Annotated in this window: 15 protein-coding genes and 1 tRNA gene; 14 read left to right on the top strand and 2 right to left on the bottom strand. The window is 63.0% G+C overall.

What is annotated here, in order from left to right:
* Positions 1-2: 2 nt before the first annotated feature.
* The 13 genes from KUV65_RS17110 (at position 3) to KUV65_RS17050 (ending at position 12,753) form a co-directional block, all read left to right on the top strand.
* The gene (locus KUV65_RS17110; protein ID WP_222191948.1) at positions 3-284 is read left to right on the top strand and encodes a sarcosine oxidase subunit delta; all 282 of its coding nucleotides are present in this window, start codon (positions 3-5) and stop codon (positions 282-284) included.
* Positions 281-3,229 (top strand): sarcosine oxidase subunit alpha family protein, encoded by a 2,949-nt coding sequence (locus KUV65_RS17105; RefSeq protein WP_222191947.1) that lies wholly within the window; start codon positions 281-283, stop codon positions 3,227-3,229. The genes KUV65_RS17110 and KUV65_RS17105 overlap by 4 nt, the downstream gene beginning before the upstream one ends.
* Positions 3,222-3,797, top strand: a complete 576-nt coding sequence (locus KUV65_RS17100) for a sarcosine oxidase subunit gamma (RefSeq protein WP_222191946.1) — start codon at positions 3,222-3,224, stop codon at positions 3,795-3,797. Before KUV65_RS17105 ends, KUV65_RS17100 begins: the two co-directional genes overlap by 8 nt.
* On the top strand, positions 3,794-4,696 hold the full coding sequence (gene folD / locus KUV65_RS17095) for a bifunctional methylenetetrahydrofolate dehydrogenase/methenyltetrahydrofolate cyclohydrolase FolD (protein WP_222191945.1): 903 nt from the start codon (positions 3,794-3,796) through the stop codon (positions 4,694-4,696). The genes KUV65_RS17100 and folD overlap by 4 nt, the downstream gene beginning before the upstream one ends.
* An 86-nt stretch (positions 4,697-4,782) precedes the next feature.
* Complete coding sequence (gene purU, locus KUV65_RS17090; protein ID WP_222191944.1) at positions 4,783-5,667, top strand: formyltetrahydrofolate deformylase; 885 nt, start codon at positions 4,783-4,785, stop codon at positions 5,665-5,667.
* A gap of 99 nt (positions 5,668-5,766) precedes the next feature.
* Positions 5,767-6,531, top strand: a complete 765-nt coding sequence (locus KUV65_RS17085; RefSeq protein ID WP_222191943.1) for a FadR/GntR family transcriptional regulator — start codon at positions 5,767-5,769, stop codon at positions 6,529-6,531.
* 391 nt (positions 6,532-6,922) lie between these two features.
* Positions 6,923-8,302 (top strand): ammonium transporter, encoded by a 1,380-nt coding sequence (locus KUV65_RS17080; protein WP_308124717.1) that lies wholly within the window; start codon positions 6,923-6,925, stop codon positions 8,300-8,302.
* A gap of 27 nt (positions 8,303-8,329) precedes the next feature.
* Positions 8,330-8,506, top strand: coding sequence for a hypothetical protein (locus KUV65_RS17075; protein WP_222191942.1), 177 nt, complete (start codon positions 8,330-8,332; stop codon positions 8,504-8,506).
* A gap of 92 nt (positions 8,507-8,598) precedes the next feature.
* Positions 8,599-9,732, top strand: a complete 1,134-nt coding sequence (locus tag KUV65_RS17070) for an aminomethyltransferase family protein (RefSeq protein ID WP_222191941.1) — start codon at positions 8,599-8,601, stop codon at positions 9,730-9,732.
* 79 nt (positions 9,733-9,811) lie between these two features.
* Positions 9,812-10,414 (top strand): dimethylamine monooxygenase subunit DmmA family protein, encoded by a 603-nt coding sequence (locus tag KUV65_RS17065; RefSeq protein ID WP_222191940.1) that lies wholly within the window; start codon positions 9,812-9,814, stop codon positions 10,412-10,414.
* A complete protein-coding gene (locus tag KUV65_RS17060) occupies positions 10,411-11,358 on the top strand; it encodes a PDR/VanB family oxidoreductase (protein ID WP_222191939.1) in 948 nt (315 codons plus the stop codon). The genes KUV65_RS17065 and KUV65_RS17060 overlap by 4 nt, the downstream gene beginning before the upstream one ends.
* A 14-nt stretch (positions 11,359-11,372) precedes the next feature.
* Entirely contained in the window at positions 11,373-12,416 is a 1,044-nt protein-coding gene (locus KUV65_RS17055) for a heme-dependent oxidative N-demethylase family protein (protein ID WP_222191938.1), read from the top strand.
* A gap of 7 nt (positions 12,417-12,423) precedes the next feature.
* Complete coding sequence (locus KUV65_RS17050) at positions 12,424-12,753, top strand: DMT family transporter (RefSeq protein WP_222191937.1); 330 nt, start codon at positions 12,424-12,426, stop codon at positions 12,751-12,753.
* Between the two features lie 42 nt (positions 12,754-12,795).
* Here KUV65_RS17050 and KUV65_RS17045 read toward each other — a convergent pair whose 3' ends face one another.
* Both KUV65_RS17045 and KUV65_RS17040 read right to left on the bottom strand, forming a co-directional pair.
* Complete coding sequence (locus KUV65_RS17045) at positions 12,796-14,571, bottom strand: SLC13 family permease (RefSeq protein ID WP_222191936.1); 1,776 nt, start codon at positions 14,569-14,571, stop codon at positions 12,796-12,798.
* 170 nt (positions 14,572-14,741) lie between these two features.
* A tRNA-Thr gene (locus KUV65_RS17040) sits at positions 14,742-14,816 on the bottom strand.
* A 91-nt stretch (positions 14,817-14,907) separates the two neighbouring features.
* Here KUV65_RS17040 and KUV65_RS17035 point away from each other — a divergent pair.
* A complete protein-coding gene (locus KUV65_RS17035; RefSeq protein ID WP_222192040.1) occupies positions 14,908-15,087 on the top strand; it encodes a hypothetical protein in 180 nt (59 codons plus the stop codon).
* Positions 15,088-15,096 lie beyond the last annotated feature (9 nt).

Genomic DNA, 15,096 nt, shown 5'->3' with positions numbered 1-15,096 from the left:
GGATGCTGATCCCCCATCCCCTGCTTGGCCTGCGTGACGCGCAGGAATTCACCTATCTCGGCGATGCGTCGCTGATGCATCGCCCCGACCCGGCGCGCGAGGACGCCGTGGCGGCCTTTGCCGACTACGTCTTCCTGCGCGACAACCCGGCGGGCGTGCATCGCGAGCTGTGGTTTCACGAGGCAGGCGACCGATCCTGGCTGGTCGTGACGCGCGACACCACCACGCATGAGATCCTCGGCGCGGAACTGGCCAGCGACGTGAAACTGGGGGGCGTGCAATGACCCGTCTGTCGAAAGGTGGTCTGATCGACCGCGACGCGCGCCTGCGCTTCAGCTTCAACGGCACCGAGTATAGCGGCTACCAGGGCGATACGCTGGCCTCGGCGCTGCTGGCCAATGGCGTGCAACTGATGGGCCGCAGCTTCAAATACCACCGCCCGCGCGGGGTGTTCGCCGCCGGCTCGGAAGAGCCCAACGCCATGGTCACGCTGCGAGATGGCGCGCGGGCCGAGCCGAACACCCGCGCCACGATGACGGAGCTTTACGATGGTCTCAGCGCACGGTCGCAGAACCATATCGGCTCTCTCGAGCGGGACCTGCTGGCGGTCAACGACCTGCTGTCGCCATTCCTTGCGGCGGGGTTCTATTACAAGACCTTCATGTGGCCCAAGGCGTTCTGGGAAAAGCTTTATGAACCCGCGATCCGCCGCGCGGCGGGGCTGGGGGCCTTGTCGATGCAGGCCGACCCGGATGAATACGACAAAGGCTTCCTGCATTGCGATCTGTTGGTCATCGGCGGCGGGGCGGCGGGGCTGTCGGCGGCGCTGACCGCTGGACGTGCCGGGGCACAGGTCATTCTGGCGGATGAGGATTTTGCCCTTGGCGGGCGTCTGCTGGCCGAACGCGACCGGCTGGACGGGGCCGAGGCGCGCGATTGGGTCGCCATCACCCGGGCCGAGTTGGATAGCCTGCCCAATGTCCGCGTGATGCCGCGCACCACCGTCTTCGGCGTCTATGACCATGGCATCTACGGCGCGGTGGAACGCGTGGCCGATCACCTCCCCACCCCCGGCGACAAGGTGCGTCAGACGCTCTGGCGGATCACGGCGAAGCGTGCCGTCCTCGCCGCCGGTGCAACCGAGCGGCATATCCCCTTTGCCGACAATGACCGCCCCGGCATCATGCTGGCCGGTGCCATGCGCGCTTATGCCAACCGTTGGGCCGTGACGCCGCTGAAACACGCGAACGACCCGATTGCCATCTTCACCAATGGCGATGACGGGCACCGCACGGCGATGGACCTTATCGCCCATGGCGCGCGCGTCCTTGGCGTGATCGACAGCCGCGCAGATGCGCCTTGCTTTGGCCAGTATGAGGTTTTTCCCGGGGCCACCGTGACCGGCACCAAGGGCCGCCAAAGCCTCTACGCGATCGAGATCACGCGAAACGGCCAATCCGAATGGCACTCGGTCGGGGCCTTGGGGGTTTCGGGCGGCTGGAACCCGAACGTGCATCTGGCCTCGCACCATCGCGGGCGGCCAGTTTGGGATGACGCGCTGCTGGCCTTCGTGCCGGGGCCGAATGGTCCGCAGGGCCTGATCCCGGCAGGCGCTGCGGCGGGCAAGGGTGGCGTGGCAGATGCGCTGGCTGATGGCATGCAGGCGGCGATCACGGCCCTGTTGGAGATCGACATCGCCGCCAAGCCCATTCCCCTGCCGCAGGCCGAAAACGCCCCCGCCGCGCAGGAGGCCTTCTGGCATGTTCCCGGCAAACGCCGCGCCTGGGTCGATTTCCAGAATGACGTGACGGTCAAGGATATCGTCTTGGCCCACAAGGAAAACATGCGCCCGGTCGAGCATCTGAAGCGCTGGACGACGCTGGGTATGGCAACCGATCAGGGTAAAACCTCGAACATCTCGGCCTTGGCGGTGATGGCCGAACTGACGGGAAAGACAATTCCGCAGACCGGCACGACCATCTTCCGCCCGCCTTATACCGGCGTCTCGCTCTCGGTTCTGGGCGGCGGCGATACGGGGCCGCATTTCCGGCCCAAGCGCCTGACGCCCACCCATCACTGGGCCGAAGCCCAAGGTGCCGAATTCGTCGAGGTCGGCCCATGGATGCGCGCGCAGTATTTCCCGCAACCCGGTGAAACCCATTGGCGCGAAAGCGTCGATCGCGAGGTTCTGGCCGTCCGGTCCGGCGTTGGGCTTTGCGACGTGACGACCTTGGGCAAGATCGACGTGCAGGGGGCTGATGCGGGCGAATTCCTCAACCGCGTCTATGCAAACATGATGGGCACGCTGAAGGTCGGCATGGTCCGCTATGGCCTGATGCTGCGCGAGGATGGCCATTGCTACGACGACGGCACCTGCGCCCGCCTCGCCGAGGATCACTACGTCGTCACCACCACCACCGCCAATGCGGGGCTGGTCTATCGCCAGATGGAGTTCTTCCGCCAATGCGTCTGGCCCGATCTGGACGTGCAGCTGATCTCGACCACCGATGCCTGGGCGCAGATCGCCGTGGCAGGGCCGCAGTCTCGCACGTTGCTGCAGCGCATCGTGGATGACGCCGACATCTCGAACGAGGCCTTCCCCTTCATGGCCTGCCGTGAATTGACGATTTGCGGCGGATTGCGCGCACGTCTTTTCCGCATCTCGTTCTCGGGCGAGCTGGCCTACGAGGTCGCCGTGCCTGCCCGCTACGGTCATGCGTTGATGCAGCGGCTGATGGAGAAGGGCGCGGACCTGGGCGTCACCCCCTACGGGACCGAGGCGCTGGGCGTTCTTCGCATCGAGAAGGGCCACGCTGCCGGGGCCGAGTTGAACGGCCAGACCACGGCGCAGATGCTGGGGCTGGGCCGCATGGTCTCGGTCAAGAAGGATAGTGTCGGCGCAATCATGTCCCGGCGCGAGGGGCTGGCCGGGGACAAGCGCCGCCTTGTCGGGCTGAAACCCGTGAACGCACAAAAGCCTGTGGCCGCCGGGGCGCATCTGTTCGCCAAGGACGCGTCGCGCGACATGGCGAACGATCAGGGCTGGGTGACCTCGGCCTGCTATTCGCCGCATCTGGACAGCCATATCGCGCTTGGCTTCCTCGAAGATGGCGACACCCGCATGGGTGAGGTCATCACCGCCGCCAACCCGCTGGAGGGGCAGGAGGTGACCGTCGAAGTCGTCTCGGCCCATTTCGTCGATCCCGAAGGAGGACGCCTGCGTGACTGACCTGACCCCCATCACCGCGCTTGGCGGAACGGTTGCACGATCGGAAGATTTCGGTGTGCTGCGCCTGACCGAACAGCCCGACCTTTCCCTTGCCTCGCTCAGCTTGCGCAAGGGGCAGGGGGTGCCATCCCCCTTTGGCTTGACGCTGCCCGGCGTTGGACAATCGTCGCAGGCAGGTGAATACGGCGCCTTCTGGATCGGCCGTGACCAATGGATGATCGAGGCGCAGGGCACGCAGGATATTGCCGCGATGCTCAAGGCCGAGGTGCCCGAGGCGTCGGTTACCGAACAGACCGACGGGTTTGCCACTTTCGAGATCTCATCGGCTGGCGGTGCAGGCCCGCTCGAGGCGGTTATGCGCAAGCTGGTCAATCTCGACCCGCAAGCATTCGAGCCGGGGGCAGCGACACGAACGACCCTTGAACATATCAGTGTCTTTCTGGTTCGCAGGGCCGAAGACAGGCTTGCGGTGATCGGCATGCGGACCTACGCGGGGGCGCTGTGGCACGCGCTGAGCACCGCCGCGCGCCGGATCGGCGCCCAGACAGACGGAGAACTTGCAAAATGACCGCCCAGATCATTGACGGAAAAGCCTTTGCCGCCACCGTGCGCGAGAAAGTGGCCGCCCATGTGACGCGCCTGAAAGACGATCACGGCATCACCCCCGGCCTTGCCGTGGTGCTGGTGGGCGAGGATCCGGCCAGCCAGGTTTACGTGCGAAACAAGGGCAAGCAGACGGTCGAGGTCGGCATGACGTCCTTCGAGCACAAGCTGCCCGCCGAAACCTCGGAAGCCGATCTGCTGGCGCTGATCGATCAGCTCAATGCCGATCCGGCGGTGCATGGCATCCTCGTGCAACTGCCGCTGCCGGGGCATCTGGACAGTGATCTGGTCATCAATTCCATCGATCCGTCCAAGGACGTGGACGGATTTCATATCTCGAACGTGGGCCTGCTGGGGACGGGGCAAAAGTCGATGGTGCCCTGCACGCCGCTGGGATGCCTGATGATGCTGCGCGACCATCACGGCAGCCTGTCCGGTCTGAACGCGGTGGTGATCGGGCGCTCGAACATCGTCGGCAAGCCGATGGCGCAACTGCTGCTGGGCGATAGCTGCACCGTGACCATCGCCCATTCGCGCACCAAGGACATCGAAGAGGTCTGCCGCCGCGCTGATATCCTTGTCGCCGCCGTGGGCCGGCCCGAAATGGTGACGGGCGACTGGATCAAGCCGGGCGCGACAGTGATCGACGTGGGCATCAACCGCGTGCCTGCGCCGGAAAAGGGCGAGGGCAAGACGCGGCTGGTGGGCGATGTGGCGTTTGCCAGTGCGTCCGAGGTCGCAGGCGCCATTACCCCGGTACCGGGGGGCGTGGGCCCGATGACCATCGCGTGCCTGCTGGCCAATACCGTGACCGCCGCCTGCCGCGCCAATGGATTGCCTGAACCCGAGGGGCTGACGGCCTGACCGCCTGAGCTTTTACCACACCGAAATCGACCAACCCAAGGATCAAGGGGGGTGCGGCCTGCGCCACCCCATAGATGGAGAGCACCATGACGAAATTTTGCCTGACCGTGACGTGCCAGACGCAACGCGGGATCGTCGCGGCGATCGCGACCTTTCTTGCCGATCAAGGCTGCAACATCACCGACAGCTCGCAATATGACGACATGGAAACGGGCCAGTTTTTCATGCGGGTCAGTTTCGACTCGCAGAAAGGCGCCGATCACGCCGCGCTCGAGGCCGCCTTTGCCAGCATCGCCGAGGCCTTCGACATGACCTTTGCCTTCCATGACGAGACGCGGAAGATGAAGGTCGTCATCATGGTCTCGCGCTTCGGTCATTGCCTGAACGACCTTCTGTATCGGGTTCGGATCGGTGCCCTGCCGGTCGAGATCGTGGCCGTCATCTCGAACCACATGGACTACCAGAAGGTCGTCGTGAACAACGACATCCCCTTTCATTGCATCCGCGTGACCAAGGACAACAAGCCCGAGGCAGAGGCCGCGATCATGCGGGTCGTCGAGGACACCGAGGCCGAGTTGATCGTTCTGGCGCGCTACATGCAGATCCTGTCGGACGAGATGTGCACCAAGATGTCTGGCCGGATCATCAACATCCACCATTCGTTCCTGCCATCCTTCAAGGGGGCCAACCCGTACAAACAGGCCTATGCTCGCGGTGTGAAGTTGATCGGGGCAACCTCGCATTACGTGACGGCTGATCTGGATGAGGGCCCCATCATCGAACAGGACGTGGTACGCATCACCCACGCGCAAAGCGCCGAGGATTTCGTCTCGCTTGGGCGCGACGTGGAAAGCGCCGTACTGGCTCGCGCCATTCATGCTCACGCGCACCACCGCGTGTTCCTCAATGGCAACAAAACCGTGGTATTCCCGGCCTCGCCTGGCGGCTATTCCAGCGAACGCATGGGATAAGACGGCCACGCCACGCGAGCATATGGCGATCATTCAGACTGTTCAGGGGCGCGGAAGATCCGCGCCCCTTTGCCGTTTCTTGTGGCGTGCGCTGGACCAGTGCTCAAAAATTGGTCTAAACGAGGGGAAAGTCCCAAAGGGAAATTCACCTTGCCCAAAATCAACCCGGCGCGTGGCGCCGCCCCGTTCCCTGGTGCCACAGTCAAATACGTGTACGAAACACTCAGTACGCGCATCGTGACGCAGGAATATGCCGCCGAGGAGCGTTTGCCGTCGGAGCGTCAACTGGCGCAGGATTTGGGCGTGGCACGCAACACGGTGCGCGAGGCACTGGACCAATTGGAAAGCCGTGGCTTGATCCGGCGGCGGGCGGGATCGGGATCTTTCGTTACCTACGACCCGGACGAACAGAATGCAGCGCTGGCGCCGGTTGCGCTCGACACTGGGCCGCTGCAGTTGCAGGTGGTGCGTGGGATCCTCGAGCCAGAGATGGTGCGCCTTGCCATCGTGAACATGACGCCGCGCCAGATCGAGGCGTTGTCCGTCGTTCTGTCCAAAATGGAGTCGGTTCAGACCGACGCAACCGCCTTTGTCCGGCTAGAAGAAGAATTTCACCGTCTATTGGCCGAGGGAACGGGCAATCCCCTGCTGTTGGCATGCTACAACCTTGTGCTGGATGCGCGTCGTCAGTCGTTTCGCACGGCGATGTATCGCCGCCATCTGACGCCGGCGCGGATCGCGATCTATCAACGTGGGTATAATGGCTTGTTCAACGCGATTGCCGCCCGCGATATCGAAGAGGCCAGCGAGTTCATGAAGCTTGCCTTGATCGAAGATCAGCGTCTGCTGTTGCAGGAAGATTGACACGCGGTTGGTTCAACCAATCTGACCAATTGGTCAAAGCTAGGGCCGGACATCTCCATATCGAAAAAGCCGCGAATCGCTCCCTTCAGGGGGTATTCCGGCGGGCAGGCTGCGGCAGATCATGCCGCAACCAGCATACGCTCGGCGTATCGGCAAGTTTTGAATGATTCCAGCTCTGCTCAGAAATTGATCTCAGAGTGCTCGCGGCGCTGTTCATTGCGCCAAAATGGGTCGAATTATCGCTTCAAGGAAATTCCCTACAGGAAAAAACTTTGATCATGGGTGATCTCCTGCGCCTTCTTTCAGTGCCAATTGAGCCAGTTCAAAGAATTGGTACTGACCAAATCTGGGTGCGTGACCCGCCACAGGCTCGCAAAACAAGGAGACGGACGTGGAACAGGAACTCGAAACCTTGGCTGCCGCCGTGGCCGAACTGCAGGGGAGCATCGCCGCGACGAACGGCACGTTCTCCGAGACTTTCTATTATCTGACGATCCCGCTCATGGTGCTGATCCATGCCGGGTTCCTCGCCTACGAAATGGGCGCCTCGCGCTCCAAGAACGCGCTGTCCTCGGGTATCAAGAACATTCTCGCCATCGCGATGATCGTTCCCTTCTTCTACTTCATTGGTTGGTGGATCTACTGGGCCTTCCCGACGGGCTTCACCCTGTCCGAGGGCGCGATGGGCATTTCGGGCGCAGCCTATGCCAATGCCGTGGCCTTGCCCTGGAGCGAATTCATGGGCCCCAACCTCGATGATCGCGCCTCGGGCGTGTTCTGGGGCGCCTTCGTGCTATTTGCGGCGACGACGGCCTCGATCCTGTCAGGCAGCGTGATCGAACGCATCAAGCTGACTGGCTTTGTGGTGCTGTCCATCGCGCTGGGGGCCTTTGTCTGGATCCTTGCCGCCGCATGGGGCTGGCACGCGGACGGCTGGCTGGTCACGCAGTTCGGCTACCATGACTTCGGCGCAGCCGGTGTTGTTCACATGATCGCCGGTTTCTTTGCCCTCGGTGTCCTGATCAACCTCGGGCCGCGGGTGGGCAAGTTCAACGCCGATGGCAGCGCCAACCACATCGCCGGCCACTCGATGCCGATGACGTTGATCGGCCTGATGCTGATCATCGCGGGCTTCTGGGGCTTTCTCATGGGCTGCGTGATCGTGCCGGGCGAGGCCTGGTCCTGGAGCGCGTCGATCGAGACGACGATCTACGGCACGCCGATGACGATCTCGGGCATGACCTTCAACACGCTGATGGGCTTTGCCGGCGGCATCATCGGGGCCTGGATGGTCACGCGTGACCCGTTCTGGATGATGTCCGGCGCGCTTGGCGGCATCATCTCTTGCGCGGCGGGTCTCGACCTGTGGTATCCGCCCATGGCCTTTGCCATCGGTTTCATCGGTGCCAGCGCGATGCCCTTCGTCGCCTCGTTCATCGAGAAGATGGGCATCGACGATGCCGTGGGCGCCTTCGCAGTGCATGGCTTCCTCGGGATGTGGGGCCTGATCGCGGTGGGCATCGCGGCACAGGGCTACCCGGCGCTCTTCGGTGAAGATGTCATCACCATCACCTTTGTCGGCCAGCTTGTCGGCGCCATCGTGATGGGTCTGCTGGGGTTTGTTCCGGGCTACGTCATCTCCTTCATCCTGAAGGTGACCGGCCAGCTGCGTGTCCCCGAAAGCGCCGAGGTCATGGGCCTCGACAAGGTCAAGGTGCCGGCCTCGGCCTACCCCGAGGCCCTTCATCCCTCGGTCAGCCCGGCTGAATGAACCCCCTGAAACGGAAAGGAAACCATCATGGAAGCCCCCTTTGAAGCCACCAGCTGGGACGGCATCACCGGTGCCATCTACGCAGGCTACGGATCGGTCGAAGGCCTCTGGCTGATTGCCATCCTCGCCATGGTCGTCGTCGCCATCATCTTCGGCTGGCGTCACGAAGAACACGCCTACAAGGCGACCGAACCCAAGAACTGACCCCGAGATCATGGCCCCCGGCGGCGCATCCCGCCGCCGGGGGCCACCCACCCCAAAGCCCAAACGCACAAAGACCCTGAGGACAAATAGACATGATCGCATCCTGGAGATTTTCGGCGCTGGCCGACCGCCACCGCGCCCTCGGCTCCGAGCTGGAAGACTGGAGCGGAATGGGCACCGCCTGGAGCTATGACAAGGACCAGACCGAGGAATACCTGGCGATCCGCACCAAGGCCGGTGTGATGGACGTCTCGGGCCTGAAAAAGGTTCACCTGAACGGGCCGCACGCCCAATACGTCATCGACAAGGCCACTACCCGCAATATCGAGAAACTGAAGCCCGGGCGCTCGACCTATGCCACGATGCTGAACGACCAGGGCAAATTCGTGGATGACTGCGTGATCTACCGCATGGGGCCGCACAGCTTCATGGTGGTTCACGGCTCCGGCGCGGGCCACGAGCAACTGTCGATGTATGCCGCTGGCCGCAATGTCGCCCTGACCTTCGACGACGATCTGCACGACATCTCGCTGCAGGGGCCGCTGGCTGTCGACTTCCTCGAACAGCACGTGCCCGGCATCCGCGACGTGGTCTATTTCAGCCACATCCAGACCACGCTTTTCGGTAAGCCCGTCATGATCTCGCGCACCGGCTACACGGGCGAGCGCGGCTATGAGATCTTTTGCCGCCGACAGGACGCGCCCGAGATCTGGGATACGATCGTGGCTGAGGGGGCCGCGATGGGCATCATCCCCACGCGCTTTACCACGCTCGACTGGCTGCGCGCCGAAAGCTACCTGCTGTTCTTTCCCTACGACAATTCCGAGATGTACCCGTTCGCGGATGAAGGCCCCGGCGACACGCTGTGGGAATTGGGCCTCGATTTCACCGTCTCGCCGGGCAAAACCGGCTTCCGCGGGGCTGAGGAACATTACCGCCTCAAGGGCAAGAAACGCTTCAAGATCTTCGGTGTGAAGCTTGAGGGCACGGACCCCGCCCCCGAAGGCGCGCCCCTGCTGAAAGACGGGGTCGAGGTCGGCGTGGTGACGATCGGCATGTATTCGCCCCTGAACGAGCACAACGTGGGCATCGCCCGCATGCCCGTCGATTGCGCGGTCGAGGGCACACCCCTGACCGTCAAGATCGGCGAGACCGAAGTGCCCGCCATCGCGCATTCGATGCCGTTCTACGATGTCGAGAAAAAGCGCCGCACGGCCAAGGGCTGAGCCCCTGACGCGACACTGCCGGGGAGAGGCCGATCCTCTCCCCGCCACTTCAGAAATCCGCAAGACCGAGGCTCCGATCATGCCCAACACCGTCTTTTCCCCTTCGATCGAAAGTCGCCCGACCTATGCCGGGCTTGCCCCGCGTCCCGGTGCCCCCGCGATCATGGTCGCGGACGAGGCCGGGGCCGCCGCGGTGACCCATCTTGCAACGGTCGATGCCACGGCGATGGCCAAAGCGCATGTGGTCCTTGTCGGAGCTCCGGCCGAGACCAGCGATGCGCTGGCCGCCCTGTCTCCCGCCGCTGTGCAGACCGTGCCCGATCTCGACACGGCGACCCCCATCGTCGAACAGTTGCTGTCGCAGGCGCGGATGGGGACGCAGCTGTTTCTGGCCGGGTCCGAGGGGTTGATGGGCCATATCTCGGCTATTGCACTGGCATCGGGCATGGCCCTCGAAGACATCCAGATGGAGCATCGCGGCTCGATCGCGCGGCGCATGCAATGTGTGCATTGCAAGGGCATCACCGACGGGGTCACGACCGATCCCTTCACCTGTTCGCATTGCGGTCTGACGCTATTCGTCCGCGATCACTTCTCGCGTCGCCTTGGCGCGTTTCAGGGCGTCTGCGTCGATGCCGAAACGCCCGGCGACATTCCCGCTACCGAGGAGATCCGCCCATGACCAAACTGGCCCTGAAAGTCGCCGCGGTCGAGCAACTGACCCCGCTGGTCAAACGCTTCCGCTTCGAGGATCCGACCGGCGCGCCATTGCCGGTGTTTTCCGGCGGCGCACATATCACCGTCGAGATGCCCAATGGCGACACGATCCGCCGCAATTCCTATTCGTTGATCTCCGACCCTTATGATCCGTCCGGCTACGAGATCGCCGTGCGGCGCGAAGATACCGGGCGCGGTGGCTCGAGCCACATGCACAGCGCCGTGGCCGAGGGCGACACGATCACTGTCTCCGTGCCCGCAAACCTGTTCCAGCTCGATCTGCGCGCGCGCAAGCATGTGTTGATAGGCGGCGGCATCGGCATCACGCCGTTCCTCTCGCAACTGCGCCAACTGGACCGCGAACAGAAACCCTACGAGTTGCACTATGCCGCACGATCCCGCGCCGAAGCGGCCGGAATCGCGCTCTTGCCGGAAGCCGCGCATATCCATGTTCACATATCCGATGAGGGCAATCGGATGGACCTGGGTGCCATCCTCGACGGGCAACCGCTTGGCACGCATGTCTATACCTGCGGCCCAGAGGGCCTGATCGCCGCCGTAGCCGATCAGGCCGCGCGCCTTGGTTGGCCGAAAAGCGCCGTTCATTCCGAGGCCTTCACCGCCCCCCCGCCCGGTGCGCCCTTCGAGGTCACCATCGCCTCGTCCGGGCAGATCGTTCCGGTCAAGGCAGATCAAAGCCTGTTGGAGGCGCTGGAAGCGGCCGGCGTGGAAATCGATTACTCCTGCCGCGGCGGCGCCTGCGGGCGCTGCGAGACGGCAGTGACCGCCTGCGACGGACAGATCGAACACAACGATCATTGGCTCAGCGCGGATGAACGCGCGGCGCAAAAGAAAATCATGCCCTGCATGTCGCGGTTCAAAGGCACGCGGCTGGAACTCGACCTGTAAAGAGGACCCCGACCATGACGATGCAATTCAACGACGAGACCTTTCGCGGCGATTACACCTATCGCAATTCGCCCGAGGCAATCCGGCGCTTTCCCTTTCCCTTCGACCAAGACAGTTACATGTACTCGGTCAATATCGAGCAGCACCCCGGCGGGCCGCAGGGCAGCCCGTTCGAACATATGTTCGACGTGGACGAGCATTACGTCGCCGAGATGCGCGACCGCGAGATCACGCTGGCCGAAGACCCGCTGCGCTGCCAGTCGCTGCCGCATATGGAACTGGCGGGCTGGGATCTGCTGGAACTGATCATGGTCAGCAAGGCGCGGGATTATCCCGATCTGTTCTCGCTGACCCGTGATGGCAATGACTGGCATTGGGTCAACAAGCCTATGGGCATCGACAAGCGCTTTACCTTTCTCGATGCCGCGACGCTGCCTTATGGGCCAATGGAATACATCACTCGCCAGACACAGGGCGATTTCGCGCTGCTGCATGAACGTGACGGCAACCTCTGGATGGATGCGGGCATGGTCACCTCGCAGGCCGATTGGTCGCTGGATTTCGATGTCGGGATGAACTTTTTCGAGTGGCACGCCCCGGTGCCCAAGGCGCGTCAGATGGGCGTGTTCGACAAGGCCTTGAAATTCCTGTTGGCCGTCGGGCAGGGGCAGCATTACCGCCGCCTGAACTGGACCATGACGGTCAATCCGCGCCTCGATACCTCGCCCGAAAACTACCACAAGTGGGGCCCGGAAAAGCGCACGATCACGCCCGAGAACGTGGGTCACAAGCAATTCCTGCGGGTCGAGTTGCAGACCTTCTTCCGCCTGCCGCGCTCCAACGCGCTGGCCTTTCCGATCCGCTGCTACCTTGCCAGTCTCGATGATCTGGTGACGCAGCCGAAATGGGGCCGTCGCCTGCACCGCGTGCTGCGCGACATCGACCCCGACCTGGCCGATTACAAGGGCTTCGCCGTCAACCGCGAGGTGATCGTGAACTACCTGTCGCAATATGATGATGGTGAACCCACGTCGCCCGGCATCTTTCCCGAGGATTGAGCGTATCATGGCGTGGATCTTGGTAACGGTCGCGGGCCTGCTGGAAATTGTCTGGGCCACATCGATGAAACAATCCGACGGCTTCACCCGCCTTTGGCCCAGCGTGATCACCATCGTGACCATGCTGGGGTCCTTTGGGCTGTTGTCGATTGCGATGCGCAGCCTGCCGCTGGGGACCGCCTATATGGTGTGGGTCGGGATCGGGGCGGTGGGGGCGTTCATCGCGGGCATCATCCTCTATGGCGAGGCGCTGAACCCGATGCGCGTTGCGGCCGCCGTCCTGATCGTGTTGGGCATGGCCCTGATGAAATTGTCCACCCAGGGGCCTGTCGCTTGATCGCAAGATGGTGCGGCCCGCCTTCGGGCCATCTGGCCGCTGCTACAGGGGCCAAACCATCAGCAGCATCGGGATGGAGACCGCAACCACGATGATCTCGAGCGGAAGGCCAATGCGCCAGTAATCGGAAAACCGGTATCCGCCCGGCCCAAGGATGATCGTGTTGTTCTGATGCCCGATCGGGGTGAGGAAGGCGCAAGAGGCGGCCACCGCCACGGCCATTAGATAGGTGTCGGGGTTTGTGCCCGTTTCGGTCGCGATGGACAGACCAACCGGAGCCGCAATCAGGGTGGTCGCGACATTGTTGAGGAAATCGGACATGGTCATGGTGACGATCATCAAGACCGTCAGCATAGCCCATTCAGGGTAGCCCTGCATCGCGGCGATGATTTGACTGGCAAGAAACTCGGCTCCTCCGGTTCGTTCAAAGGCTGCGGTCAACGGGATCAGGCTGGCAAGCAGGACAATGACCTTCCATTCGACCGAGGCATAGACCTCGCGCCCGCTGACAAGGCCGAGGCTGATGAAACAGATGACCGCAAGCGCCAGAGATACAAGCAACGGCAGCACGCCAAGCACGGCCATCAGTACCGCGCCGATGAAGATCGCAATGGTGGCTGCGGCCTTGTGGCGTTGGACAACATCCGTTCGTCGGCCCTCGATGGGCAGGACACCCATCCATTCGATGGCTTCATCGACCCGTTCCGGTGTGCCCAGCAACAGCAGCACGTCGCCCGCCCGTATGTTGAGCAGGCGGACCCGATCACGAAACCTGCGACCTTCTCGCGCGACGCCCAGCAACGTGACCGAGTGGCGATTCAGCAGGTGAAGTTGGCGGGCCGTCCGGCCCTGAATGCGCGCACCGTCCGGCACGATGGCTTCGCTCAGCATAAGACCCTTGCTGGTCAGCCCACCCTCGTGCTTTTCGGCGCCAGCAAATTCCAATGCTGCCTTTCCCATGAAGGTTTCGATGGCTTTGGGGTCGCCCTCGACCACCAGGAAATCGCCGCCCTGGATTGCTTCGCGCCGCGCAAGGCCGGGCCGCCGCGCCCCGTTGCGGATCAGGCCGATGATGTGGACGTCGGCGGCGTTCGCCTGTTGGTCGAGATCGCGTACAAGGATGGGTTGATCGGGGTCCTGATCGCCGACGCGCAATTCGGCGATGTAGCGTCCGCGCGACACGTCCTCTTCGGTCTCCTGATCCTGCAGTCGGGTCGGCAGCAGGCGCCAGCCCACCACGGACAGAAACGCAATCCCGACACAAGCCACCGTCAGGCCCACGGGCGTGAAGTCGAACATCGAGAAAGGTTCGCCCAAAGCGTCTGTTCGATATTCCGAGATCACGATGTTGGGCGGCGTTCCGATCAGCGTGATCATGCCCCCGAGGATCGTGGCGAAAGACAGCGGCATCAGCGTTTTGCCGGCCGCGCGCTTGGCTGTTCTGGCCGCGTCCATATCCAGCGGCATCAACACGGCGAGGGCCGCGACGTTGTTGATGACAGCCGACAGGATCGCTCCGATGCCGGAAATGACCGAAATATGCAGCGGCACGGGCCGCGTCGGGTCGATCAGGTGCCTCGCAACCAGGTCCACAGCCCCAGACGAGGACAGCCCGCGGCTGATGATGAGGACCAGCGCTATGATTGCGACCGCCGGATGCCCGAACCCTGCAAACAGGCCATCATAGGGCACAAGCCCCAGAACTGCAGCAAGGACCAACGTGGCAAAGGCCACGAGATCATAGCGGATCCGTCCCCAGATCAGGAGGAGGAAGAACCCGACAAAAAGCCCGGAAATCAGGGTGCGATCGTCCAGCATGCGCGCAGGCTAGCAGCCAGAGTTGTCGCGCAGAAGCGGTGTTTGGCTGCGCGAGGTGGGACGTGTTTTCGCCATTGGCGGCAGTTCGTTTGTACGAGGGACCCTCGCCCCGCGAACAGCGACCAGTAGGCACGTCGTCAGCGCGCGATCTTTTGGAGAGGTGCGTGAAATGGTGCCGCAGGGGAGGATTGAACTCCCGACCTCACCCTTACCAAGGGTGCGCTCTACCACTGAGCTACTGCGGCGCCGTTCACGTGGGCGGTCAATTAGACGCTTCGCGCAGGCCTTGCAAGCGCAAACTGGACGCCCCTTGTCCCGCGCTGTAAACCCCTGCCCATGACAGCAAGATCGTCGACAGGAAAACCCGGCAAACCGGACGCGGGCGACGCCACGAACCCGCGCGAGGCGCGGCTAAAGGCGGCGCTGAAGGCGAATTTGGCACGGCGCAAGGCACAGGCGCGCAAACGCGCCGACGGGTCAACGGGGCAAGACACCCCCGATCCGCAAAAGGATTGAGGAAAGGGA

This window comes from Maritalea mobilis (assembly GCF_019800885.1).
Classification (GTDB): domain Bacteria; phylum Pseudomonadota; class Alphaproteobacteria; order Rhodobacterales; family Rhodobacteraceae; genus Roseibacterium; species Roseibacterium beibuensis.
The sequence above is the reverse complement of the archived record's forward strand: the minus strand, read 5'-3'. Positions and strand labels throughout refer to the sequence as shown.